Consider the following 25053-nt stretch of genomic DNA (forward strand, 5'->3'; position numbering starts at 1 on the left):
CCGCCTCGACGGGGTGTGGCTCGCGGCGCTCGTCCTCACACCGCTCGCGGCGTTCGAGGCGGTGAACGGGATGCCGCTCGCCGTCCAGTACCGCCAGCGGACCCGCCGCTCGGCCGAGCGGATCCAGGACGTGCTGGACGCGCCCGATCCCGTACGCGAACCCGGCGAGGGCGAAGCCGCCCCCGCCCCCGACTCGCCCTTCCCCCTCACCCTTCGCGCCGTCACCGCGCGCTACCCGGAGCCGGCCCGCCGGGAGCGCAAGGCGGACGAAGACCTGCGCCCGACTCCCCCGCCCCTCGCCGACTTCGACCTGAACCTCACCCCGGGACGCCGCGTGGCCGTGGTCGGCACATCGGGTTCGGGGAAGACCACCCTCGCCTCCACGCTGCTGCGCTTCCTCGACCCGGACGCCGGCTCGTACACGCTCGGGGGCGTCCCCGCGCGCGAGTTGCGCTCCGACGCCGTGCGCCGCTTCGTCGGCCTGTGCGCCCAGGACGCCCACATCTTCGACAGCTCACTGCGGGAGAACCTGCGCCTCGCACGTACGGACGCCACCGACGCCGAGCTGCGCGGGGCGCTTGCCGGGGCCCGACTCGACTCCTGGGTCGGCACGTTGCCCGGCGGGCTCGACACCATGGTCGGTGAGCACGGCGCGCGCCTCTCGGGCGGGCAGCGCCAACGGCTCGCGCTCGCCCGCGCGTTGCTCGCCGACTTCCCCGTGCTCGTCCTGGACGAGCCCGCCGAACATCTCGACCTTCCCACGGCGGACGCGCTCACCGCGGACCTGCTGGCCGCGACCGAGGGGCGAACGACGGTGCTGATCACACACCGGCTCCAGGGCCTGGACGCCGTTGACGAGGTGATCGTGCTCGACGGCGGCCGCACCGTCGAACGGGGCACTTACCGCGAACTGGCGGCAGCCGACGGTCCGTTCAGCCGGATGCTCGCTCTCGAAGCGGCTGCTGCCGCGTCGCTCGGCCCGGACCCGGGGCGTCCTATCGGCCGTGGAGCGGAAGATCCCCGGGAAGGCCGCTTGCGGAGCCCGGAGACCCGAGCAGCAGCTTCTCGATGACCGCTGCGACCCCGTCGTCCTCGTTGGAGGCCGCGTGGTCCGTCGTGGCGGCGAGCACCTCGGGGTGGGCGTTGGCCATCGCGTACGAGGTGCCCGCCCAGCCGAGCATCTCCAGGTCGTTGGGCATGTCGCCGAAGGCGACGACCTCTTCCGGCTGGATGCCGCGCTCGGCGCAGGAACGGGCCAGAGTGCTCGCCTTGCTGACACCGGCGCCGCTGATCTCCAGGAGGGCGGACTTGCTGGAACGCGTGAACGTCGCGTGCGCGCCGGCCACCTTCCGGCCCAGGGCGAGGAACTGGTCCGGTTCCATGTCGGGGTGGTACGCGAGCAGCTTCAGCACGGGCTCCTCGTGACCGGGGCCCAGCAGTTTCTCCACCGGAGCCACGATCCCGAGAGGGTCCGGGTGCAGGGCGGGGTACTGAGGCTCGAAATGGATGCCGCCGGTGCGCTCGACGGCGAAGCTCACGCCCGGAGCCGCCTCCCTCAGCGCGTCGACGGATGCCAGCGCGTCGTCCCGCTCCAGCGGCCGCACATCGATGATCTTCCGTCCGCGGTGCAGGTCGACGACCGCAGCGCCGTTCGCGCAGATGGCGAGACCGTGCCCGTGGACGTGCTCGCTGACGACGCCCATCCAGCGCGCGGGACGCCCGGTGACGAAGAAGACCTCGAGCCCTGCGACCTCGGCGGCGGCCAGTGCGGCGACCGTACGGTCGGAGACCGACTTGTCGTCGCGCAGCAACGTGCCGTCGAGGTCGGTCGCGATCAGCCGGGGGCGGACGGCCGCCCGGCCTGCGCTCGGTGAGGCGTGGGGTGCGCTCGGGGCGGAGGTTGCGCGCGGCTCAGTCACAGCGTCCATCTTCGCGCATATGCGCGCACAACCGTGCGGAGGGTTCCGCCGATGAGCGACTGACGACCGGATTCGGCCACTTCTCAAGGGACTTGGGGGCTTCTCGCGGGCTTCTTGGGGCTTCCCGGCTCCGGGACCTCGGGAGGTTGGGACCTTGGGTCAGCCCCTCGACCGCCACCCTCGGCGGAGGCCCGGCTCACCTCTACGAAGCGGCCAGCTGCGGCAGGCCCTCCGTGACGATGCGCTCGAAGACCGTCTCGTCGGCGGCGAAGACGGTGTCCCGGATCGGCCAGTGCAGGACGATCTCGTCGATGCCCGCTGCCGCGTACCGCCCCGCGAAGTCCACGAACGCGTCCACCGAGTCCAGCGGGCTCCCCGGCACGAAGCCCGTGAGCAGGACCTTCTTGATGTCCCCGGGGTCCCTGCCCGTCTGCTCGCAGGCAGTGCCGAGCCTGACGATCTGGTCGCGGACCGCCTGCAGGCCCTCCGCCGGGGTGGCCGTCTCGTGGATGCGCGGGTCGCCCGTGGTCACCCACGACTGCCCGTAGCGCGCGGCGAGGAGCAGACCGCGCGGGCCCGTGGCGGCGACGGCGAAGGGGAGCCGGGGGCTCTGGACGCAACCGGGAATGTTGCGCACCTCCCCCGCCGAGTAGAAATCGCCCTCGTAGGAGACCACCGGTTCCCGGAGCAGCCGGTCGAGCAGCGGCACGAACTCGGCGAAGCGGTCCGCACGCTCGCGGGGGGTCCAGGGTTCCTGGCCGAGCGCCGTGGCGTCGAAGCCGTTGCCGCCGGCGCCGATCCCGAGGGTGATGCGGCCGTCGCTGATGTCGTCCATGGACATCAGCTCCTTGGCGAGGGTCACCGGGTGCCGGAAGTTCGGCGAGGTGACGAGGGTGCCCAGGCGCAGCCGGGAGGTGACCGCCGCGGCAGCCGTCAGCGTGGGCAGGGCGCCGAACCACGTGCCGTCGCGGAAGGGCTCGCGCCAGGAGAGGTGGTCGTAGGTGTAGGCGGTGTCGAAGCCCAGCTCCTCGGCGCGCTGCCACCTCTCGCGACCACCGTCGTGCCAGCGCAGTACGGGCAGGATCACGGTGCTCAGACGCAGGGGGCGCCGGGAAGAGGTCATGCGGCAGAGCCTACGGGCGGGGGTGCGGGCTGCCGTTTCGACCCTCCCCGGCCGGCCCGCGACGGGTCACACCTCGTCGCTCTCCGTCATTCGTCGCCTGAGGGCAAAAAGTGGACAATTGCCTCATAGGAGTCGGCTGGTGCCGGTAGCGGTCGCCGGTCCTGTGGTGCGTACGCGAATGCGGGACAGCGTGCGCGGTCGCCGACGGGACGGTGGCGGCGGGGGTGCGTGGACGTCTCGGGTGCGGGCCGACGGCGAGTAAGAGGCGGCACCGGTTCAGGCCGGAACCCGTCCAGGTCAGGGAGGAACGACGGACATGGCAGCAGCTCACAGCCGATACGTCGCCGACCGGGGTCTCACCAGTCGCATGGTGATCACGATGTTCCTCATCGGGCTGCTCTACGTGGTGCTCGTCGGCTCGCTGGTCGCGGTGCTGAGCAACGCCTGGCCGCTGATCGTGCTGGCCGTGGGCGGCCTGTTCGTCGCACAGTTCTGGTTCAGCGACCGGATCGCGGCCTTCAGCATGGGAGCCCGCGAGGTCACGCCCGAGCAGGCGCCGGAACTGCACGGTGCGGTGGACCGGTTGTGCGCGCTCGCGGACATGCCCAAGCCAAAGGTGGCCGTGGCGCAGAGCGACGTACCGAACGCGTTCGCCACCGGCCGCAGCCGGCGAAAGTCGATGGTCTGCGCGACCACGGGGCTGATGCGGCGACTGGAGCCGGAGGAGCTGGAAGGCGTGCTCTCCCACGAGCTCTCGCACGTCGCGCACCGCGACGTGGCAGTGATGACCATCGCCTCCTTCCTGGGCGTGCTGGCCGGAGTGCTCACCCGCATCGCCATCTTCGGCGGGCTGAGCCGGGCCGGACGCGACGACCAGAGCGGCGCCGGGCTGATCCTTCTGCTGATCCCTCTGATCAGTGCCGTCGTCTACGTCATCAGCTTCCTGCTGACGCGGCTGCTCTCCCGGTACCGCGAGCTGTCCGCCGACCGTGCGGGCGCGCTGCTGACGGGGCGGCCCTCCGCTCTCGCCTCCGCGCTGACCAAGATCACCGGTGAGATGGCGCGCATCCCGACGCGTGATCTTCGCAAGGCCGAGCCGTTCAACGCCTTCTACTTCGTTCCCGCCTTCTCCGGCCAGAGCATGGCGACGCTGCTCGCCTCGCACCCGCCTTTGGAGCGCCGCCTCGAGCAGCTCCGCCGTATCAGCGCGCAGCTCGGGCAGCAGTGACGGGGTCCGGGCCTCGACCGGCCGGCGAGGGACGGGCAGCGGAGCGGAAGCACCGCCGCCGCTGAGCCGAACTCACAGGCCGCACATCACAGACCGCACAGCACAAGCCACACAGCACAAGGGACGTGAACACCGTGGGTCTCCTGGACGCACTCATGGGGCGCAGCAAACCGGTGCGCCCGGACCTGGACCAGCTCTTCGCCCTGCCCGCAGCTGCCGTCACGCTTCAGGCTGGCGCCGATCTGGTGCCCACGGGTCTCGGTTCGGTGTGCTTCGCGAGCGTCGAGGGCGGGGCGTTCAAGCAGGTGCAGCGGGACGTCCGGGAACTGCTGGACGCCGACCTCGCCCTGAGCCCTCCACCCGGTCAGAGCCCCCGGCAGGGCGGGACGCCGGTGGAGTTCAGCCAGGACGAGTACGGCTACACCTGGCTCCTCGTGCGCCACTCACCGCAGGAGGTCGTCGAGCTCGTCAACGATCTGCACGCCGTCAACACCCTCCTCGCCGAAAGCGGGTTCGGGCCGCAACTGCTGTGCTCCCTCGCGGGCTTCCGGGGAGCGGATGCGGAGGACACCCGCTCCCTCGCCCTCGTCTACCTGTACAAACGCGGCACCTTCTATCCCTTCGCGCCTCAGCCCGGCCGTGAGCACGCTCAGCCTGAGAAGCGGGACAGTGCCCTGGAGTTGCAGGTGCGCGGGCTGCTGACCGACGACCTGCCGGTCGAGCCGGAACTGGACCGGTGGTTCCCCGTGTGGGGCGCACCCGGGCTCCAGGTGGGCCGCTGACGCGACGCCGCAGGATGAAGCCGGGGCGGCACTGCCGTCCGTGCCGAATCGCCCGTTGACGCTGGGACGTACGTGCTCCCGGGACGCCGCCGGACGCCGGGGCGTGCAGCGCGCTTGAGCGGGACTGCCGCCGGTGAACCGGCCCGGCGAAACAGCCGGGGGCGCGGTCCCCGCATGCCGCGCGTTCTCCCCGGAGCGGACCGCCTGCCCGGAAAATGCCGCACAAGGGTCGGAGTGGGCCATTTTCACTGGCTGGGCGAAAGATATCCCGTGTCATTTCTGAGGCAGGCTGAGGTGACTCGCTCGCGTAGTTGAATTTTCATCATGAAACTAATCTCCGAAGGTTGGTGTAACCGGCGGGAACAGTGCTGCCACCTGCGGGTATGAGACACGTCAAAGGTTGCACCGGTCCGGTGGAATTTTCAGCATCGGTGCTTCTATTTTCTCTTCGGATAGCGGCACTTCAGGTCGTTGACCATTGCTACGCTCGCCGCGAATTGAGGCGGCGGGATTCTTGCGTCGCCGCAGCAATGAGATTCTTCATCGACCTGAAGAAGGCGGTATGCGGAAAAGAACAGTGCGAGCAGCGCTGGCGACGACGTCGGCGCTTGCCCTGACCGTGGCGGGGGTGACGACCGCCGTCGGCGCGGAGGGGGCGGCGGACTGCGCCCAGGCCCGGGTTTTCGAAGTCGGTGGCCACGGCGACGGCGACGCCACGGCCTACGACAAGAGCAACGGGCAACTGCCCGCCGGAGTCGACTTCGAGAAGGTGCACTACTCGGCACAGATCGCCCCCTTCCCGGGCGACACCATCTCCATGGACGACTCCGTGGCAGAGGGAATCGCCAAGCTGGACAAGGCGGTTCGCGGCTACCACGGGCAGTGCCCCGACTCCCACATCACCATCACCGGGTACTCACAGGGCGCGATAGTCGCCGGGGACGAACTCAACAAGCTGTCCCAAGAGCAGGCTGTTCCCCATCAGCAGATCGACGGTGTGCTCTACGGCGACCCAAGGCGTCCCGGCGTCAAGGGCGGTCCAGGCGGCATCGAGACCAATCTGCCCACCATCGTCCCGGGCATCACCATGAAGGGCCCGCGCGGCTTCGGTGACATAGCCGTCCACGAGATCTGCAACAAGAACGACGGGATCTGCTACTCGGAGAACCCGGTCACCAACCTGCTCGGCTTCGCCAACGGCGTGGCCGGCTACTTCATGGGCGACCACGCCTACGACATCGATCCCATGGCCCACCGGGGCAACGGCGACACGGTCCACGACCAGCCGCCGCGTGTCCCGCACGGCCCGCCGCTCCCCATCCCGGCGAAGACGCCGTACGAGCAGTACAACGGCGACACCGCGAAGGCGCAGCGCGTTGTCGGCACGTTCCGGGAGGGCGTCCGCAAGCACCTTCCGGCCGAGCTGCGCGACCGGCTCGACGAGTTCCCCTGGCTCTCCGTACCGGCGAACCAGGCGAAGTAAGGCGCCTGTTCCGCCCTGGCACCGGGCCGCGGCAGACCTGCGGCCCGGTGCGACTCCCTTGCCGTCCCGCGAGCAGCCGGACGGTTCGCGGGCAGGCACCTTCGCGCCCGCAGGGCGCCCCGCCACGCCTGACGTCCGTGGGCTGCTGACAGAAGACCTGCCGACGGAGCTGGAGTTGGAGCGGCAGCCGGACGGTGGCTCCGCTGTGGGAGCGCCCGGATCTAACCCCGGTCCGATGACGCGGTCGGAGTCCCGGTACGCGCCTCCTCGCGGCCCGTCTCAGCCAACCGGTCCATCGTGCGGGCCTGTACCTCGCGTTCGGCCGCGGCGGCGATGAACGCTGCCACGTTCTCCGCGCCGACCATGCCCCGTACGGCCGACAGCGTCCCGGCGGGGAGCCGCACCTGCTCCGTGGAGGGGCCCGCCATGGTCACCGCCTCGGCCGCCCCGCCTCCCGCCCCGGACGCGACCGCCCGGCTCAGATGCTCACGCAGGTTGCGGGAGGCCAGGCTCCGCATGGCGCGGGCGAGTTCGGCGTCGGCGGTCTGCTGGGCCAGCGGCCGGAGCCGCCGTACTAGACCGGCCACCTCTGACGCCTCCTCGTCCGACGGGTGGTCGTGGAGGTAGTGGACGAATATGTGCTCGTTGGTGAGGTCCATGAAGCGGGCCGCGATGTGCTCCACCTGCTCGCGCAGCTCCCTCAGATGCTGCGTGATCGCCGGCAACGGGACCCCGGCCCTGTGCAGTTCGGCGGCGACGGCGAGCTCCTGCGGGCTGGGAACGAGATACTGCCCCGGCCGGTCCGGCAGGGGCACCAGCACGCCGAGTTCGACCGCTTCGGCGACTGCGGCGTCACTCCGCAGGCGCTCGCTTTCCGCGTCCTCGCCGTGCCCCTTGCTGCCCACTGCGGCGAAGAGGCCGTCCAGGTCCTCGCGGGTCAGGCGCCCGGGCTCCTCGTCGGTCCAGGGCCCCTCGACCTCCGAGAGCAGCCCCAGCACACCGCCCAGGCCACGGCCTTCGTCCCACGCCTGGAGCAGCTCCTTGATGGAGGCCAGGGTGTACCCGCGCTCCAGCAGCCCGGCTATCTGGCGGAGGCGGTTGAGGTGCGAGTCGTCGTAGACGTTGGCGCGGCCTCGCCGCTCCGGCCTGGGGAGCAGGCCCCGGTCCTGGTAGGCGCGGATGGTGCGCACCGTGGCGCCGCTGTGCTGCGCCAGGTCCTCGATGCGGTACTCGCCGGGGTCCGCGGCCCCGGCGGTGCCGGCCCTCGTCACAGCCGTGGCTCGATCCGGGCGAGGGCGCGCAGCACCTTGGGGGCGAACCGGGAGAGCATCCGCATGCCGTGTGCCTCCGGCGTCACGGGGACCACGGCCTGATTGCGCACGACCGCACGCATGACGACCTTGGCGACCTTCTCGGGCGGATAGTTGCGCAGCTTGTAGAGCCGGGTGACCCGGTCCCTGCGGCGCTGCTGCTCCTCTTCGTCGAGGCCGACGAACCGGGCCGTCCTGGTGATGTCGGTGTTGACCGGGCCGGGGCAGATCGCGGTGACGCCGATGCCCTTTCCTGCCAGCTCCGCGCGCAGGCACTCGCTCAGCATCAGCACGGCGGCCTTCGACGTGCCGTACGCCGGGAGCAGCCGGGTCGGCTGATAGGCCGCGTCCGAGGCGGTGTTGACGATGTGGCCGCCCTGCCCGCGCTCCGCCATCTGCTTTCCGAAGAGGCGGCAACCGTGGATGACGCCCCACAGGTTGACGTCGAGCGTCCGCTTCCAGTCCTCGGTGGTGGTCTCCAGGAAGGGGCCGGAGACGCCTATCCCGGCGTTGTTGACCAGGACGTCGACGACGCCGTACTCCGCGGCGACCTTCTCCGCGAGCTTCTCCATCTCGTGCTCGTCGCTCACGTCCACGGTCTCGGCCCAGGCCCGCGGTGCCCCCGCCTCCTGGGCCAGCTCCGCGGTACGCGCGGCGCTGCGCCCGTCCACGTCGACGGCCACGATCCGCGCACCGACCTCCGCGAACGCCAGTGCCGTGGCCTTCCCGATGCCGCTTCCGGCGCCGGTGACCAGGACCAGCGCTCCGCCGAACCGTTCGGCGAGGGGCCCGCTGGCGACGGCGCCCCGTACTTCCGCGCCCGTCGGCCCGGACTCCCGCGCGTTGACGAAGTCGGTGATCCAGACGGCCAGTTGGTCGGGCCTGGTGCGAGGGATCCAGTGCCTGGCGTCGAGCGTGTGCCGGATGAGGCCGGGCTCCCACAGCGCCAGCTCGTCGTAGAGCCGCTCGCTCAGAAAGACGTCTTTGGTGGGGGTGATGAGCTGGACCGGGACGTGGGCGTAGCAGTCCTCACGGGGACTGCGCAGCCTGCTGCGCACGTTGTCGCGGTAGAGCCAGGCGCCGTGCGCCGCGTCCCGCGGCAGGGACTCCGTCGGATATCCGTCCGCCGGGAGCTTCTCCGCCCGCCGCAGGTACTTCGGCCAGTACGTGGACAGCGGCCCCCGCCACGCCAGCTCGGGGAGGACCGGGGTGTGCAGCATGTAGATGTACCAGGAGCGGATGCCCTGGCCGAGGGCCTGTGCCAGCCGCCGCGGCGTCGGCCGGGTCATCCGGCGCCTGATCCAGTGCCCGAAGTGGTCCAGGGAGGGGCCCGACATCGAGGTGAACGAGGCGATCCGGCCCTCGGTCTCCTTGACGGTGACGAACTCCCAGCCCTGCACCGATCCCCAGTCGTGCCCGACGAGGTGCACCGGACGGTCGGGTGAGACGGCGTCGGCGACGGCCAGGAAATCCCGGGTCAGCTTCTCCAGCGTGAACCCGCGGCGCAGCGGCTCGGGAGCCGACGAACGGCCGTGCCCCCGCACGTCGTAGAGCACGACGTGGAATCGGCCGGCCAGCTGCCGGGCGACCATCGACCAGACCTCTTTGCTGTCCGGATAGCCGTGCAGCAGGACGACGGTGGGCCGCTCGGCGTCGCCCAGCTCGGCCACGCACAGGTCGATGCCTTCGGCCGTACGCACCCAGCGCTCCCGGGCGCTTTCCAGCCCTCCGCTCTCCGGTCCGCTCACAGATCCCCCACTCCGAGTTCGAGGGGCGGCGCCCGTCGCCTGCCCGCGTATCCCGACACCGATCAATGTGACAACGGTCGGTGGCGACGTCAATAGCCACCACAAGCCTGTGGATACCGCTGGTAACCGCTTCTTTGTCCCCGCTTGTCCACGTCCCCTTAAGGGAGCGTCCGTCTGCGGTACCAGACAGATCCAGCCCCCTGGACGGACGTGACACAGACCGTGTAGGCCCTAGCGTCGTGACCGTGAATGTGATTGCTATCGAAAGCCTGACCAAGCGGTACCCGCGGGTGACCGCACTGGACCGGCTCACCGTAGGCATCACGCCGGGTGTTACCGGCCTGGTGGGCGCCAACGGGGCCGGAAAATCGACACTGATCAAGATCTTGCTCGGCCTCTCGCCGGCGACCGAGGGCGGCGCCACCGTCCTCGGCATGGACGTGGCACGCGAAGGTTCCGCGATCCGTGAGCGCGTCGGCTACATGCCCGAGCACGACTGCCTACCGCCCGACGTCTCGGCCACCGAGTTCGTCGTCCACATGGCCCGCATGTCCGGGCTTCCGGCGACGTCGGCCCGCGAACGCACGGCGGACACCCTGCGCCATGTCGGCCTGTACGAGGAGCGCTACCGCCCGATGGGCGGCTACTCGACGGGCATGAAGCAGCGCGTCAAACTCGCCCAGGCACTCGTCCACGACCCCAAGCTGGTGCTCCTGGACGAGCCGACCAACGGGCTCGACCCCGTCGGCCGCGACGAGATGCTCGCCCTCATCCGCCGCGTCCACACCGACTTCGGCATCTCCGTGCTCGTCACCTCCCACCTGCTGGGAGAGCTGGAACGCACCTGCGACCACGTCGTCGTCATCGACGGCGGCAAGCTGCTGCGTGCCTCCAGCACCGCCGACTTCACGAAGAGCACGCCTTCGCTGGCCGTGGAGGTCACGGACACCGACACCCATCCGAACGGGACCGAGGCCCTGCGGTCCGCGCTGGTCGCCGCCGGACTGTCCGCGCAGGCCCCCGGCGCCGCCGGAGCTCCCGGCGCAGGACACCTGCTCATGGTCGACGCGACCGACGAGTCGGCCTACGACACCATCCGGGACACCGTGACCGAGCTCGGCCTCGGCCTGGTCCGCATGGAACAGCGCAGGCACCACATCGCGGAGGTCTTCGACACGGACGAGGCCGCCGGCACCACAGCACAGGCCGGGGGCGCCCCGCTCGCGGGAGCCGCTGCCGCAGCCGCCGACCGCGAGCTCCAGCCGCAGAAGGGAGGCAGCGGCGATGTCGCCTGAGCCTCACCCGACCACGTCCATGTCGAAGACGGCCCCGCCCGCTCCCCCGGGGCAGCGCGGCGAGGACGTCATCCACAACATCGGCTACCGCAACTACGACGGGCCCAGGCTCGGCCGCGGTTACGCCCGCACCTCGCTCTTCGACCAGTCGCTGCGCGGTGCGTACGGACTCGGCCGCTCGGCCAAGTCCAAGGTGCTGCCGATGATCCTCTTCGCGGTGATGTGCGTCCCGGCCGCGATCGTCGTCGCGGTGGCCATCTTCACCGAGGCCAAGCAGATGCCCGTGGACTACAACTCCTACGTCCTGCGGATGCAGCCCGTCATCGGCATCTACATCGCCGCCATGGCACCCCAGGCCGTGTCACTGGACCTGCGCTTCCGCGTCGTACCGCTCTACTTCTCACGTCCAATCGAGCGAAGCGACTACGTCGGAGCCAAGTACGCCGCGCTCTCCGCCGCGATCTTCATCTTCACCGCGGCGTCCGTCGTGATCCTCTACGTCGGAGCGCTGCTGGCGAAGCTCGACTTCGGCGACCAGACCAAGGGCTTCGCACTCGGCCTGGCCTGTTGCGCCATCTTCTCCCTGCTGCACGCCGGCATCGGACTGGCCGTGGCCGCGGCCACCCCGCGGCGCGGCTTCGGAGTGGCCGCCATCATCGCGGTGCTGACCATTCCGTACATGCTCGTCGGCACCGTGCAGGGGATCGCCTTCTCGCAGGACAACACCAAGATCATCGGCTGGCTGGGGCTGGGCTCGCCCGGGACGCTCGTCGACGGTCTCCAGTCGAAGTTCCTGGACGGACAGAGCGACTTCCCGTCGGGCCAGGCACTGACCAGCATGCAGGCATCTCTCTACGTCCTGCTCATCGTCGTACTCATCGCCGGTACGTACGGACTGCTGCTGCGCCGCTACCGAAAGGCCGGGCTGTGACCACGCTGCACATCGACCACACCTCCCGCTGGTTCGGGAACGTCGTGGCCGTCAACGACATCACCATGGACATCGGCCCCGGCGTCACCGGCCTCCTCGGCCCGAACGGCGCGGGGAAGTCCACACTCATCAACATGATGGGCGGGTTCCTGCCGCCCTCGACCGGAAGCGTCACCCTCGACGGCAAGCCGATCTGGCGCAACCAGGAGGCGTACAAGGAGATCGGGCTCGTCCCCGAACGTGAGGGGATGTACGACTTCCTGACCGGCTGGGACTTCGTACTGGCCAACGCCGAACTGCACAAGCTGCCCGACCCGGCGGCGGCCGCCCGCGAGGCGCTCGTCACCGTCGAGATGGAGCACGCGCAGGAGCGCAAGATCTCCACGTACAGCAAGGGCATGCGGCAGCGCGTGAAGATGGCCTCCGCCCTGGTGCACCAACCGTCCGTGCTGCTGCTCGACGAACCGTTCAACGGCATGGACCCCCGGCAGCGGATGCACCTGATGCAGCTGCTCCGGCAGATGGGCGACCAAGGCCGCACGGTGCTCTTCTCCTCGCACATCCTGGAGGAGGTCGAGCAACTGGCGTCGCACATCGAGGTCGTCGTCGCCGGCAGGCACGCGGCCAGCGGTGACTTCCGGAAGATCCGCCGCCTGATGACGGACCGTCCGCACCGCTACCTCGTGCGCTCCAGCGACGACCGCCGCCTCGCGGCAGCCCTCATCGCGGACGCCTCGACAGCGGGCATCCAGCTCGACTGGGACGAGAAGGCCCTCCAGATCCAGGCCATCGACTTCGGCAGGTTCACCGAACTCCTGCCGAAGCTCGCCCGAGAACACGGCATCCGGCTCTACACGGTCTCGCCCTCGGACGAGTCCCTGGAGAGCGTCTTCTCCTACCTCGTCGCGGCCTGAAGGGAGCCCTCACGATGTACAACCACACAGTCGCAAGGCTCACCTACAAGGGCCTGCTGGGACGGCGCCGCGCGCTGCTCCTGTGCGCCCTGCCCCTGCTGCTGCTCGTCGTCGCCGTAGCCGTACGCGGTCTGACCGGCGCCGACGACGAAGTGGCCAAGGGGCTGCTCGGCAGCTTCGCCATGGCCACGATGGTGCCGCTCATCGGCGTCGTCGCGGGCACGGGCGCGATCGGACCCGAGATCGACGACGGGTCCGTCGTCTACCTGCTGGCCAAGCCGCTCAAGCGCTCCAGCATCATCGTCACGAAGCTGCTGGTCGCCATCGGCGTGACCGTCGCCTTCTCCGCGATCCCGACGCTGCTGGCGGGCTACATCCTCAACGGCAACAGCCAGCAGATCGCCGTCGCCTACGCGGTGGGCGCGGCCGTCGCCTCGGTCGCCTACAGCGCTCTCTTCCTGCTGCTCGGCACGATCTCCAGGCACGCCGTGGTGATCGGGCTGGTCTACGCGCTGATCTGGGAGGCCCTCGTCGGCAGCATCGTCCCGGGTGCGCGCGACCTGTCCGTGCAGCAGTGGGCGCTCTCGCTGGCACAGAAGGTCGGGGACAGCGGCGCGGGCATCACCTCCGAAGTCGGGGTTCCGACAGGAGTGACGCTGCTCCTGGTCGTCACTCTCGGCGGCACCTGGTACGCCGTCCGCAAGCTGCGCACGCTCAAGCTGGCCGGGGAGGAGTGAGCACCCCCGGTGCGTGAGTGACGGGCGGGTGCGGGCTACGGTCACGCGTGACCGTAGCCCGCACCCGCCCGTCTGATGAGACGGCGGTCACGCGTGCTCCGTGACGCGACTACCGTGGCCGTATGTCACCAGCGAGCCGCTACACCTACCTCGGCCCCGAGGGCACCTTCACCGAGGCCGCTCTGCGCACCCTCCCCGAGGCCGCCACACGCGAACTGATGCCGATGGTCTCCGTGCCGGCGGCACTGGACGCCGTACGGAACTCCGAGGCCGCGGCAGCGCTCGTGCCGATCGAGAACTCGGTCGAGGGAGGCGTCACGGCGACGCTCGACGAACTGGCGAGCGGCCGGCCTCTGATGATCTACCGCGAGGTGCTGCTCCCGATCGCCTTCGCCCTGCTGGTACGCCCCGGGACCACCGTGGAGAGCATCAAGACGGTGACCGGGCACCCGGTCGCGCAGCCGCAGGTGCGGCGCTGGATGGCGGCGAACCTGCCGGACGCGCTGTGGGAGTCGGCGGCCTCCAACGCGGACGGTGCACGGCTGGTGCAGGAGGGCCGCTACGACGCCGCGTTCGCCGGTGAGTTCGCAGCGGCGACGTACGGGCTCGAGCCGCTGGTGACCGGCATCCACGACGCGGACAACGCGGCGACGCGCTTCGTCCTGGTGGGCCGGCCCGCGCGTCCGGCAGCTCCGACCGGGGCCGACAAGACCTCCGTCGTCTTCTGGCTGCGCGACGACCACCCCGGTGCGCTGCTCGAGGTGCTCCAGGAGTTCGCGTCGCGAGGCGTGAACATGATGCGCATCGAGTCGCGGCCGACGGGTGAGGGCATCGGGCGCTATTGCTTCTCCGTCGACTGCGAGGGGCATCTGCAGGACCGCCGGGTCGGGGACGTGCTGATGGGCCTGAAGCGCGCCTGCGAAAAGGTGCGCTACCTCGGCTCGTATCCGCGGGCCGACGAAGGGCGTGCGACCGAGCGTCCGGGGACGACGGACGCGGAGTTCGTCGAGGCCGCCGACTGGCTGATGCGCTGTCTGGACGGCCGGGGCTGAGCCATCGACGCAGCCCACAGAGTTATCCACAGGGGAACGGGTGACCTGTGTACAACCTGAGAGGGCGAAACGGACACTGTCGACAAAGCGGCATGGAGACCTCATAGACATCCACAAGGGTTTCCATTGGTCTTCGTCACTTCAATTCCTTCGTCCCACCCTTTGGGGTGATTCAACCCCGCTCGTATGAGTGCTTATTGCAGGTTTGCGACGGGAATTCCGGGGCGGTCCGGAATCTCTCGGAACGATCTCCTCCCATTTCCACAGCCTCGGTGCGGGGGCTGTGGAAAAGATCGCAAGACGATGCGCAAGCTGTGGATAACTCGGCGGGCGCCGAGCTCCGGCACCCTGCCCAACTGCCCTTGAGGTGCGCGAACATGGGAAGCGCCTCACGAGTGGAGGGCTTGCCCCGCGGAGGGGATCATGCGGCTTCGAGCCGTGAAAGATCATCAATCTCGGCAAAAGGGACAATTAGCTCAGAATGACCTACTGGAATGTTCTGTCCAGGCGCGGTGATCCCACCGGTACCCTGACGGGGTGATTGACCTTCGACTGCTCCGTGAGGCCCCCGACCGTGTCCGCGAATCCCAGCGCGCCCGTGGAGAGGACGTCGGCATCGTCGACGCGCTGCTCTCCGCCGACGAACGCCGGAGGTCGTCCAGCGTCCGCTTCGACGAACTGCGCTCCGAGCAGAAGCAGCTCGGCAAGCTGATCCCGAAGGCCGAGGGCGACGAGAAGGCCGAGCTGCTGAAGAAGGCCGGTGAGCTCTCCGCCGCGGTGAAGGCCGCCGACGCCGAGCAGGACGAAGCCGCCGATGAGACACAGCGCCTGCTCCGCCTCCTCGGCAACCTGGTCCACCCCGATGTGCCGGTGGGCGGCGAGGAGGACTTCACCGTCCGCGAGACGATCGGCTCCCCGCGCGACTTCGCCGCCGAGGGCTTCGAGCCGAAGGACCACCTCGAACTCGGGCAGCTCCTCGGCGCGATCGACGTCGAGCGGGGCGCCAAGGTCTCCGGCTCCCGCTTCTACTACCTCACCGGTGTCGGTGCCCTGCTGGAGCTGGCGCTGGTCAACGCGGCGATCGCCCAGGCGACCGAGGCCGGCTTCACACCGATGCTGACGCCGGCGCTGGTAAAGCCGCAGGCGATGGACGGCACGGGCTTCCTCGGCCAGGCCGCGCAGGACGTCTACCACCTGGACAAGGACGACCTCTACCTGGTCGGCACCTCCGAAGTCCCCCTCGCCGGGTACCACATGGACGAGATCATCGACGCGTCCAAGCTCCCCCTGCGCTACGCCGCCTTCTCGCCCTGCTTCCGGCGCGAGGCCGGCTCCTACGGCAAGGACACCCGCGGCATCTTCCGGGTGCACCAGTTCGACAAGGTCGAGATGTTCACGTACATCGCTCCCGAGGAGTCCGAAGCCGAGCACCTGCGGCTGCTGGAGTGGGAGAAGCAGTGGCTGACCGGCCTGGAGCTGCCCTTCCAGGTCATCGACGTGGCCACCGGCGACCTGGGATCCTCCGCCGCCAGGAAGTACGACTGCGAGGCGTGGATCCCCACCCAGGGCAAGTACCGCGAGCTGACCTCGACCTCGGACTGCACCGAGTTCCAGTCCCGCAGGCTGTCGATCCGCATGCGGGACGGCAAGCAGGTGCGGCCCCTGGCGACCCTCAACGGCACGCTGTGCGCCGTGCCCCGCACGATCGTCGCGCTGCTGGAGAACCACCAGCAGGCGGACGGCTCGGTCCGGGTGCCCGAGGTGCTGCGTCCCTACCTGGGCGGGCGTGAGGTCCTGGAGCCGGTGGGCAAGTGAGCGACCAGCCCGAAGGGGCGTCGCCCCCGCCCGGCCCGTTCCCGTACCGGCTCATCGCCACGGACCTCGACGGCACGCTGCTGCGTGACGACGGAACGGTCTCGGGGCGTACGCGCGACGCCCTGGCCGCCGCTGCCTCGCGGGGCGCGGAGCACATCGTCGTGACGGGACGCGGCGTGCCGTGGACGAAGCACATCCTGGCCGACCTGGGCCACACGGGGCTTGCCGTGTGTGCCCAGGGCGCGCAGGTCTACGACGCGGGCCGTCAGCGGCTGTTGACGTCCGTGACGCTCGACCGGCAGCTCGCGGGCCTGGCGCTCGGGAAGATCGAGGCGGAGACGGGGCCGCTCGCGCTCGCCGCCGCACGGGACGGCATCGATGGCGAGGTGCTGGCGGGCCCCGGCTACCGCGTGCAGCCGGGCCCCCTGCCCACGCTGCACATCACCGATTCCGCCGAGCTGTGGGCGGAGCCGCTGAGCAAGCTGTATCTCCAGCACCCCACCCTGGGCGACGACGAGTTGGTGAAGATCGCCCGTACCGTCGCAAGCGATCTCGTGAGCATCACGATGGCCGGCGAGGACATCGTCGAGCTGCTGCCGCTGGGGCTCAGCAAGGCGAGGGGACTGTCGCTCGCAGCGCGGCGACTGGGCGTCCGGGCAGCGGAGGCCATCGCGTACGGCGACATGCCCAACGACGTCCCGATGTTCGGATGGGCCGCACACGGTGTCGCCATGGAGAACGCGCACCCCGAACTGCTCGCCGTGGCCGACGAGGTGACGGCCTCCAACAACGCGGACGGCATCGCGGTCCACCTGGAGCGACTGCTCGCAGCCTGACTCCGCACTCCCGTCCCCCGGCCGGACTCGAGAGCAGGTTCGAGAGGGCCGTGACCATACGACTATCCGCTCGTTTTCTCAGGTGCGCGGAGGCGACCTGAATACGTGACGGCGAGAGTGCGTGAAGTGGTGGTGGCCGGTTGAGCGGGTCCCCGGACGAAGCCGGGGGCGAAGTCCCTTGCCGGTAGTGCAGTACATGGAAGACATGAGCTGATCTCCGCTCCTGGCTCCTGGATACGGACACCTGACGGCCCCTGGAAGTGGGCCTGTTCCGTCATGTCCGTACGGCCCCAGGAGGGGTTTCCTCGTGTACACCGAATCAGTGCTGCTCGAATCGCGCAGTCTCCGCGGCGATCTTGGCCACAGGGTCGAAGTCCTCGACAAGGTGAAGGCGTTGGCGTTGTCCGCCGACGGGATCCACGCGACGACGAAGGACGTCGCCGAGTACTTCGAGGTGGGCGAGCAGGCTGTGCATAACTTGCTCAGCCGGCATCGAGGAGAGCTCGACGGCAACGGCCTCAAGGTCCTGCGAGGCTCTGACCTGCATGAATTTGTAACACTCAACTTGAGTGTCACAAATGTGGCGGCAGGAAGTTATCCACAGATGCGGCGTCAGGTGGCCGTCTTCACCCGCCGCACGATCCTCAACGTGGCGATGCTCCTGCGCGACAGCGAGATCGCCCGGCGGGTTCGCGCGTACCTCCTTGACGCCGAGGCGGGCACCCGGCCGGGGGCGGACACGACTGCCGCCCCCGCAGGAGCCGGCTATGCCTCGCTCGACCGCCGGGTGACGAACGTCGAGTCCGCCGTCTCCCACATCGGTTCGGTCCTCCAGGAGCTCGGCCCGGTGATCGGCCGCATGTCCGTCCGCCTGGAGCGGGTCGACCACCGGCTGGCCGAGATGGAGCGGCGGCAGGTCGCCACCGAACGCGTGGTGGGTGCGATGAGTCAGCGTCTCGTCGACATGGGCGAGGACATGCGGACCATGCGTCACGACGTCAACAGGCTGGCCCGGGAATCCGCCCGCAGGCGGTCACACCGGCGCGACCGCTGATCCGGTCCCGGACCGCGTCGCCATAAGACGTCCGGTGCCGGACGCCCGATGCCGGACGCACGCGCCGATCAGACACTCAGCTTGAGTGTCTGATCGGCGCGGGCGCGTCACCGCCGTAAAGGGAGGTGATCTCGGCGGCGACACCCAGGAGTTCCTCCCGGGCCGCCGCGGGTTCGAGGACCTCGACGTCCGACCCGAACTGCAGCAGCTGACGCACCGCCCGGAGCACCGGATAGGCGAGCCTGACGGGAACCCACTCGTCGGACTCCGCCGCCTCCACCTCCTCGTCGGCCGGGCCGAGGTCGTCCAGGACGAAGGGCCCGACGATGCGCCGGAACATCTCGATGCGCGAGGCGCGGACCCGGACGCTCACGGGGACGTTCGCGGGCCGCTCCTCCACCTGGCGCCGCAACACCTCCCAGGCGTCGGCCAGTTCGACGCCCTCCCGGCGCTGTACGGGCGCGTCCGTGACCGTGGCGTCCAGGACGCGGTCGACCCGGAACAGCTGCGGCCTCCCCTCACGGTCCGCGACCAGGTACCAGGTGCCCGCCTTCGCCACCAGCCCGTACGGGTCGACCGTGTAGTCCTGCGTGCGGGAGTCGCCCCCGTGCCGGTAGAGGATGCGCAGCCGGCGGTCGGTGAAGACCGCGGTGTTGAGGATGTCCAGGTCGACGGACGGCTGCGGCCCGGTCAGCCAGCGGTCCGGGTCGACGAGGATGCGGCGGCTGGTGAGTTCGGCTGCGGGTCTGTGGGGTGCGGGCAGTGCCGCCATCACCTTGCGCAGCGCGGATCCGAGCGCGCCGTCGAGGCCGAGCGCTGAGTGCGCCCCTTGCGCGGCCAGCACGAACAGCGCGCGCGACTCGTCCGAGGTGAGGCCGGTGACGTCGGTGCGGAACCCGGGGAGGAGCGAGATCCCGCCGTGCCTGCCGCGCTCGGCGTACACGGGGACTCCCGCGGTCGAGAGTGATTCGACGTCGCGGTAGATGGTGCGGGTGGAGACCTCCAGGCGCCGGGCGAGCTCGTCGGCGGGTACCCGGGTGCGGGTCTGGAGCAGCAGCAGGATCGAGAGCAGCCGGTCGGACTTCACACGGCCAGGATGCAGGAAAACTTGACGGCAGGTGTCAGGAAAAGCGGGGAAGGTTCGAGAGACCGCAGGTCAGCCGCCAGATCCCTGGAACGGAGAAATCCATGAACTCGTCCGCGCCCGCCCCTTCACCCGATCCCCGGCCCGTCTACGGACGCGCAGCCGATCAGATGTCCGCGCTGTTCGCGTCCGTACGGCCCGGCCAGCTCACCCGGCCCACACCGTGCGAGGCCCTCGACGTGGGCAGCCTGCTGAGCCACATCGTGGGCGGCACGCACCGGATCGCCCAGGTCGGAGAGGGCGGGGGAGCCGCGGAGGTCGATCCCGATTCCACCGTCGACTCCGGGGTCTCCGGTGTCCCGGACGACGGCTGGGCGGCCGCGTACACGGAGGCCCGTGAGCGGTTCGAGGCCGCCTGGGCCGACGACGCCAAGCTCGACGAGGTCGTCACGGTGCCGTGGGGGAGCATGCCGGGCCGCTTCGCGCTCTCGGGCTCCGTGATGGAGGTGGTCACCCATTCGTGGGACCTGGCCCAGGCGCTGGGCCGGAGCGACGAACTCGACGAGGAGCTGGCCCGGTTCGCGCTGCAGATCGCCAAGCAGGCCGCGCCCGCTGAGCGGCGCGGCGAGGACGTGCCCTTCGGCCCCGCGCTGCCCGCGCCCGAAGGCGCCGACGCGTACGGGGAGTTGGCAGCCTGGCTGGGACGCAGCTGGGACACCGGCGTGCAGGGAAGCGAGGACGCGCGTGCCTGACGGCTCGGCGGCCGGCCTCCCGGACGGCTTTCCCCGCTCGCTCGTACGCGGCCCGGTCCTGATTCCGGGCGACGACGGGTACGACGAGGAGCGGTCCGGCTTCCAGACCGGGTACCGGCACCGTCCCGGCGTGATCGTCTGCGCGACGGTCGCCGAGGACGTGCGCCTGGCGGTGAAGTACGCGGCCGAGCACGCGCTGCCGTTGGCCGTGCAGGCGACGGGGCACGGGCTGGCCGCCCCGGTGGAGGGCGGTGTGCTGGTGAGCACGCGCCGCATGACCGACGTACGCGTGGACGCCGGGGCCCGTACGGCGTGGATCGAGGCGGGGGTGCGCTGGGGCCGGGTCGTCGAGGAGGCGGCGCGGCACGGGCTCGCTCCGCTGAGCGGTTCGGGCCCGGGGGTGGGCGCGGTGTCGTACACGCTCGGCGGTGGCATCGGGCTGCTGGCCCGTCAGTACGGCTACGCGGCCGACCACGTGCGCAGCATCGACGTCGTCACGGCGGACGCCCGTCTGCGTCACCTGACGGAGGAGAGCGAACCGGATCTGTTCTGGGCGATGCGCGGCGGTGGGAGCGGATTCGGCCTGGTGACGGGGATGGAGATCGAGCTGATGCCTCTGGAGCACTTCTACGGCGGGCAGTTGATCTTCGACGGCGAGCTGGCGGAGGCCGTGCTTCAGCGGTGGCGGGAGTGGACGCGGACCGTTCCGGAAGAGCTGACCTCGTCGGTGACGCTGCTGGCGTACCCGGACATCCCGGTGCTGCCGGAACAACTGCGCGGCCGGTACGTGGCCCAGGTGCAGGTCGCGTTCAACGGCACGGAGGCCGAGGGCGAGCGGTTGGTGGCGCCCCTGCTCGCGATCGGGCCGCGAGTGTCGGAGACGCTGCGGACGATGCCGTACACCGAGTCCGCGGGCGTCTACAACGAACCGGATCAGCCGCACGCGTACCGGGGCGGCAACGTCCTGCTGGGTGAATGTCCGGATCCGGCAGCGCTGCGAAGGGTGCTGGAGCTGACCGGTCCAAAGGCTCCCCTGATGACGGTGGTCAGCCTGCGCCACATGGGCGGTGCGCTCTCGCGGGCCCCGGAGCCGCCGAACGCGGTGCGCTGCCGGGACGCGAGTCTTCTGCTGGTCGTGCTGTCGGTGACGGAGGGCGGCGATCCGGCTGTGCCGGAGGCGCTGCACGAGAAGGTCTTCGACGCGGTGTCGCCCTGGACGGTCGGTTCGAACCTCAACTTCCGCTACGGGAGGCCCGTCCAGACTGCGCACGGCGGGGTACGGGCCGCTCACGGCGCCGACGACCAGCGGCGTCTTGCCGGCCTGAAGGCGCTCGTCGACCCGGTGAACCTCTTCCGGTTCCATCAGGGTGCACCGGCCGCGCCGGAGTGACGGCAGGCGGTCCGTGCTCTCCGTACGGAGCGCTGTGTGAACGGTGACGGGGAGGCGCGACGCCGAGTTCCAGAGCTCGTAGTCACGCCTCCCCGTCCGTCAGGCCTCTCAGTAGGTCACCCCTCCAGCAGGCCCTGCCCCACGTACTCGCCCTTCGAGGGGCCGCCCGGCACGGCGAACAGCGCGCTGGACTCGTGCCGGATGAAGCGCGAGAGGGCGTCCCCGCGGTCGAGCTTGCGCTGCACGGGCACGAAGCCGCGCAGCGGGTCCGCCTGCCACGCGACGAAGAGCAGACCGGCGTCCGGAGCACCGTCCTCCAGGAACCCGTCGTGGTACGAGAAGGGGCGGCGCAGCATGGCCGCGCCTCCGTTGGTCTCGGGTGCGGTGACCCGGACATGTGCGTCGGCGGCGATCACGGGAGAGCCGTCGGGGCCCCGCTTCTCCAGGTCCGGTTCGGTGCTCTCGCTCCCGCCCGTGAGGGGGGCGCCGTCGGACTTGCGACGTCCGATGACCTTCTCCTGCCGGGCCTGCGACTCCTTGTCCCAGGCGTCGAGCAGCATCCGGATGCGGCGTACGACGGCGTAGGAACCGTCCGCCATCCACGAAGCGGAGCCCGAACCGGACTTGGGGACGAAGATCCGCTGCTGGAAGTCGGCCTCGGCGGGCTTGGGGTTGTTGGTTCCGTCGACCTGGCCCATGAGGTTGCGCGTGGTCTTGGGGCGCTTGGTGGCACCGGGCGTGCGGTTGAAGCCGTTCATCTGCCAGCGCAGCCGTGCGGTGCCGGCGGCCTGGCGCTGGATGACGCGCAGCGCGTTGAAGCTGACGAGTCCGTCGTCGGAGCCGATCTGCACCCACAGATCGCCGTTGGAGAGGGCCTTGTCGAGGGCGTCGCCGGAGAAGTCGGGAAGCGGCGCCAACTGGGTGGGCAACTGCTTCTCGAGTCCCGTGCGGGAGAAGAAGGTACGGCCGAAGCCGAAGGTGATCGTGAGCGAGGACGGCCCGGCGTCGAGTGCGATGCCGGTCGGCTCGTCCGGAGAGGGCTTGCCGGCCATCAGCAGCTCTGCGGTCTTCGACCAGCGCCGCAGCAGCGCCGCGGCCTCCTTGCGTCCGGAGCCCGCCAGGAGGTCGAAGGCCACCAGATGGCCGAACGCCTGCACCGGCGTGGTGATCCCCGCCTGGTGTGTGCCGTGGAAGGGCACACGCGTCGAGCCGACGCTGGCCAGAGGTGCGGGCGCCTGCGCGGCGCTCTGGGCGGTGGCCTGGACGACGGCACCGCTTGTCGCGCCGACCGCGAGGCCCGTGGCCCCCGCAGCGCCGACTGTGCTGATGAGCCGGCGTCTTGAGACGCCGTGAGGTTCGTGATCGTGCTGGGTCATGGCTCTTCCTAGCGAGTTCCGGGGGCGGCAGTTCTCCGGCGCACGTTCGGGTGTGCGAATGAGCGCGTGATCACATACATCCTTGCTCCCGAGTTCGCATTCTCATCGGATCACGGACATGTGGGCCTGTCTGACGTATCCGTCATGTCCTGCGGCCTCCGGATCAGTCGATGCGGACCGTCCTGGACTCGGTGACCTGGTCGATGTCCGAGGTACGCAACGTCACCGCGGCCTTCCACTTGCCGGCCAGGGGCACCTGTACGACCTGGGAACGCCAGCGGCTCTTGTTGTCGTTGATCGGTTCGAAGGTGACGGAGATCGGACCGAGATCCCTCGAGGGGAGGGTAAGGGCGACCAGCACCTCGGACGCGTCGAGGGGCTTCCCGTCGGGGCCCTTCGTCATGACTCGCAGGGAGTTGCCACCCGACTGGCCGGGCGTGATCCACAGTTCGGCCGTGCCCTTGCCCCCCTTGCCTCCGGTGTCGAACGGGATCACCTTCTTCACAGGACCGAGACGGTCGGCTTTCGCTTCGCTCCCCGCCTGCGTGAGTTCCGCCGTACGGCCCGGCTCGGTGTTGGTGAGCCCGGTCGTCACCCCGAGCAGCACCACGGCTATCGCGGCTTCGGCGAGCACCGACCGGCGCAGACCCGCACGGTGGGGGTCCGCCTCGCGTTCCTTGCGGCGGCGCTCCTTCTCGACGGCCTTGCGCTGGCGGGCGAGTTGGCCGGCCCGCGCGGTGCTGTCTGCTTCCGCCTCGTCCGGCTCGCCGTCCGGCGCCTTGTCCGGCTCCTCGTCAGCTGTACGGGCGGAGGGCTCCGCCTCCGGCTCGTCCTCCGCTCCCTCGACGGGACCGGGACTCGAACCGGAACCCGAACCGGACTCCGTGGCGGATGCCGATCGGCCCCCGCCCCCGCCGCCGTTCGCCCCCACGGCCGCCGGCTCCCGTACCGCCGGCGCCTCCGCGTCGGCGGCACCGTCCTTCGCCTCGCCGAGCTGAGCCACCCAGCTGCGCGAGATCGAGGCGATCCCGACCAGCAGCACGACCAGGCCCACCTTCACCATCAGCAGCTGTCCGTAAGACGTGCCGGTGAGCGCGGTGAAGGAGCCGAGCTGGCGCCAGGACTGGTACAGCCCCGTCGCCGTCAGGACCAGCACGCTCGCGAACGCCGTCTGCGAGAAGCGCCTGACGGTCGCGGGCGTGGGGAACGGGCCCCAGTGGAGCGCCGTCAGGACGGCGGCGAGACCGCCCAGCCACATGGCGACGGCCAGCAGATGGAGCACGTCGACCGGCATGGCCAGCTCCGCCTGCACGCCTGTGGAGGCGTGTTCGGACATCGCCCACGTCGCTGCGATCCCCACGGCGACGGCACCGCCGCCGAGGCGCAGCCCGAGCGCGAGATCGCGGCGTTCCTCCACGTCCTTCTCGCGGTTCCCGTACGAGCCGAAGAGCACAGAGATGATCACCGCTGACGTCCCGAGCAGCAGCAGCCGCGAGGCGAGCGCCGCGCCGGGCTTCGACTGGAGCACGGCCTTCAGGCCGGCGAGGTCGAACATGCTGCTCAACTGGCCCGTTCCCGTATAGGAGTTGCGCAGGAGCAGCATGAGCAACGTGGCAGCCGTGAGCGTCAGCCATCCCGTCACCACGAGCCGTTGGAGGCGCCGGGCCGACGCGTTGCGCGGCCAGCACACCATGACGAAGGCTGCACCGCCGACGAGCAGGATGAAGCCCGCGTAGGCGGCGTACCGGCTCGACTGGTACAGCACGTCGATGAGGCCGACCCCGGAGTCCTCGCCGCCCCCCGGGATCTGGGCCGTGGTCTTCGACGGTGCGCCGACGGAGAAGGTGAAGGCGCCCCCGACGGGGTGGCTGTCTGCGGAGACGGCCTTCCAGGCGACGGTGTAAGTGCCGTCCGGGACATCGGACTTGAGGCCGACACCACGCTCGACCTTGGCGCTCTTGACGACGCGCACCTTGCCGTCGTCGACCGGTTTGCCGTCGGGGCCGAGCACCCTGATCGAACCGTCCGACATGGAGACCTCCTCGGAGAAGGTCACCGTGACCTCCCGGGGAGCGCTGCTCACCACCGACCCCTCCGCCGGGGTGCTGTCGGTCTGCACGGCGTGCGCCGATGCCGGAGCGGCCGTGCCGAGCACCGTGAGCATCGCGCCCAGGACGGTGCACAGCAGCGCGCACAGGAGTGCACCGGACGTGGTGCGCGGTGC

21 protein-coding genes are annotated in these 25053 nt (G+C 70.2%); 14 read left to right on the plus strand and 7 right to left on the minus strand.

Annotated elements, in window-relative coordinates; all coding sequences use genetic code 11:
* Window positions 1–1072 (plus strand): amino acid ABC transporter ATP-binding/permease protein (locus H5J26_RS10625; protein WP_181765528.1); only part of this gene is annotated, 1072 nt, incomplete at its 5' end.
* Here the strand turns inward: H5J26_RS10625 and H5J26_RS10630 are convergent.
* Both H5J26_RS10630 and H5J26_RS10635 read right to left on the minus strand, forming a co-directional pair.
* Window positions 996–1928: a Cof-type HAD-IIB family hydrolase gene (locus H5J26_RS10630; RefSeq protein WP_181765529.1), complete on the minus strand. Its 933-nt coding sequence runs from the start codon at window positions 1926–1928 to the stop codon at window positions 996–998. The two genes, H5J26_RS10625 and H5J26_RS10630, sit on opposite strands and share 77 nt — an antisense overlap.
* 193 nt (window positions 1929–2121) lie before the next feature.
* On the minus strand, window positions 2122–3042 hold the full coding sequence (locus H5J26_RS10635) for an LLM class flavin-dependent oxidoreductase (protein ID WP_181765530.1): 921 nt from the start codon (window positions 3040–3042) through the stop codon (window positions 2122–2124).
* 316 nt (window positions 3043–3358) lie between these two features.
* Between H5J26_RS10635 and htpX the strand changes: the two genes are divergently transcribed.
* The 3 genes from htpX to H5J26_RS10650 all read left to right on the plus strand — a co-directional run bounded on the left by htpX (window position 3359) and on the right by H5J26_RS10650 (window position 6535).
* A complete protein-coding gene (gene htpX / locus H5J26_RS10640; protein ID WP_181765531.1) occupies window positions 3359–4270 on the plus strand; it encodes a zinc metalloprotease HtpX in 912 nt (303 codons plus the stop codon).
* 134 nt (window positions 4271–4404) lie between these two features.
* A complete protein-coding gene (gene pspAB / locus H5J26_RS10645) occupies window positions 4405–5052 on the plus strand; it encodes a PspA-associated protein PspAB (protein WP_181765551.1) in 648 nt (215 codons plus the stop codon).
* A 562-nt stretch (window positions 5053–5614) separates the two neighbouring features.
* Window positions 5615–6535 (plus strand): PE-PPE domain-containing protein, encoded by a 921-nt coding sequence (locus H5J26_RS10650; RefSeq protein ID WP_181765532.1) that lies wholly within the window; start codon window positions 5615–5617, stop codon window positions 6533–6535.
* Window positions 6536–6756: 221 nt separating this feature from the next.
* Here the strand turns inward: H5J26_RS10650 and H5J26_RS10655 are convergent, their stop codons facing one another.
* Window positions 6757–7806, minus strand: a complete 1050-nt coding sequence (locus H5J26_RS10655) for a MerR family transcriptional regulator (protein WP_181765533.1) — start codon at window positions 7804–7806, stop codon at window positions 6757–6759.
* Window positions 7803–9593, minus strand: a complete 1791-nt coding sequence (locus H5J26_RS10660) for an SDR family oxidoreductase (protein ID WP_181765534.1) — start codon at window positions 9591–9593, stop codon at window positions 7803–7805. Before H5J26_RS10660 ends, H5J26_RS10655 begins: the two co-directional genes overlap by 4 nt.
* Window positions 9594–9844: 251 nt before the next feature.
* Here H5J26_RS10660 and H5J26_RS10665 point away from each other — a divergent pair, with 251 nt between their 5' ends.
* The 8 genes from H5J26_RS10665 to H5J26_RS10700 all read left to right on the plus strand — a co-directional run bounded on the left by H5J26_RS10665 (window position 9845) and on the right by H5J26_RS10700 (window position 18227).
* On the plus strand, window positions 9845–10888 hold the full coding sequence (locus H5J26_RS10665; protein ID WP_181765552.1) for an ABC transporter ATP-binding protein: 1044 nt from the start codon (window positions 9845–9847) through the stop codon (window positions 10886–10888).
* Entirely contained in the window at window positions 10878–11819 is a 942-nt protein-coding gene (locus tag H5J26_RS10670; protein WP_419183777.1) for an ABC transporter permease subunit, read from the plus strand. Before H5J26_RS10665 ends, H5J26_RS10670 begins: the two co-directional genes overlap by 11 nt.
* Window positions 11816–12733 (plus strand): ABC transporter ATP-binding protein, encoded by a 918-nt coding sequence (locus H5J26_RS10675; protein WP_181765535.1) that lies wholly within the window; start codon window positions 11816–11818, stop codon window positions 12731–12733. Before H5J26_RS10670 ends, H5J26_RS10675 begins: the two co-directional genes overlap by 4 nt.
* A gap of 14 nt (window positions 12734–12747) precedes the next feature.
* Window positions 12748–13470 carry an ABC transporter permease subunit gene (locus H5J26_RS10680; RefSeq protein ID WP_181765536.1) on the plus strand — a complete coding sequence of 241 codons (723 nt, stop codon included), beginning with the start codon at window positions 12748–12750 and terminating at the stop codon, window positions 13468–13470.
* A 122-nt stretch (window positions 13471–13592) separates the two neighbouring features.
* Window positions 13593–14522 carry a prephenate dehydratase gene (gene pheA / locus H5J26_RS10685; RefSeq protein ID WP_181765537.1) on the plus strand — a complete coding sequence of 310 codons (930 nt, stop codon included), beginning with the start codon at window positions 13593–13595 and terminating at the stop codon, window positions 14520–14522.
* Window positions 14523–15059: 537 nt separating this feature from the next.
* Window positions 15060–16337, plus strand: a complete 1278-nt coding sequence (serS, locus tag H5J26_RS10690) for a serine--tRNA ligase (protein WP_181765538.1) — start codon at window positions 15060–15062, stop codon at window positions 16335–16337.
* Window positions 16334–17173: an HAD family hydrolase gene (locus H5J26_RS10695; RefSeq protein WP_181765539.1), complete on the plus strand. Its 840-nt coding sequence runs from the start codon at window positions 16334–16336 to the stop codon at window positions 17171–17173. Before serS ends, H5J26_RS10695 begins: the two co-directional genes overlap by 4 nt.
* A gap of 307 nt (window positions 17174–17480) precedes the next feature.
* Window positions 17481–18227 (plus strand): hypothetical protein, encoded by a 747-nt coding sequence (locus H5J26_RS10700; protein ID WP_181765540.1) that lies wholly within the window; start codon window positions 17481–17483, stop codon window positions 18225–18227.
* Between the two features lie 76 nt (window positions 18228–18303).
* Here H5J26_RS10700 and H5J26_RS10705 read toward each other — a convergent pair whose 3' ends face one another.
* Entirely contained in the window at window positions 18304–19314 is a 1011-nt protein-coding gene (locus tag H5J26_RS10705) for a helix-turn-helix transcriptional regulator (RefSeq protein ID WP_181765541.1), read from the minus strand.
* A gap of 101 nt (window positions 19315–19415) precedes the next feature.
* On the opposite strand from H5J26_RS10705, the gene H5J26_RS10710 reads away from it, so the two are divergent.
* Both H5J26_RS10710 and H5J26_RS10715 read left to right on the plus strand, forming a co-directional pair.
* Window positions 19416–20063: a TIGR03086 family metal-binding protein gene (locus H5J26_RS10710; RefSeq protein WP_181765542.1), complete on the plus strand. Its 648-nt coding sequence runs from the start codon at window positions 19416–19418 to the stop codon at window positions 20061–20063.
* The gene (locus H5J26_RS10715; RefSeq protein WP_181765543.1) at window positions 20056–21453 is read left to right on the plus strand and encodes an FAD-binding oxidoreductase; all 1398 of its coding nucleotides are present in this window, start codon (window positions 20056–20058) and stop codon (window positions 21451–21453) included. Before H5J26_RS10710 ends, H5J26_RS10715 begins: the two co-directional genes overlap by 8 nt.
* 116 nt (window positions 21454–21569) lie before the next feature.
* On the opposite strand, the gene efeB is transcribed toward H5J26_RS10715, so the two are convergent.
* Together efeB and H5J26_RS10725 are read right to left on the minus strand one after the other, a co-directional pair.
* Window positions 21570–22829 (minus strand): iron uptake transporter deferrochelatase/peroxidase subunit, encoded by a 1260-nt coding sequence (efeB, locus tag H5J26_RS10720; protein ID WP_181765544.1) that lies wholly within the window; start codon window positions 22827–22829, stop codon window positions 21570–21572.
* 163 nt (window positions 22830–22992) lie between these two features.
* The gene (locus tag H5J26_RS10725; RefSeq protein ID WP_181765554.1) at window positions 22993–24993 is read right to left on the minus strand and encodes a copper resistance CopC/CopD family protein; all 2001 of its coding nucleotides are present in this window, start codon (window positions 24991–24993) and stop codon (window positions 22993–22995) included.
* Between the last annotated feature and the right edge of the window lie 60 nt (window positions 24994–25053).

Source organism: Streptomyces albidus (ex Kaewkla and Franco 2022) (genome assembly GCF_013870515.1).
Taxonomy (GTDB): Bacteria; Actinomycetota; Actinomycetes; order Streptomycetales; family Streptomycetaceae; genus Streptomyces; species Streptomyces albidus.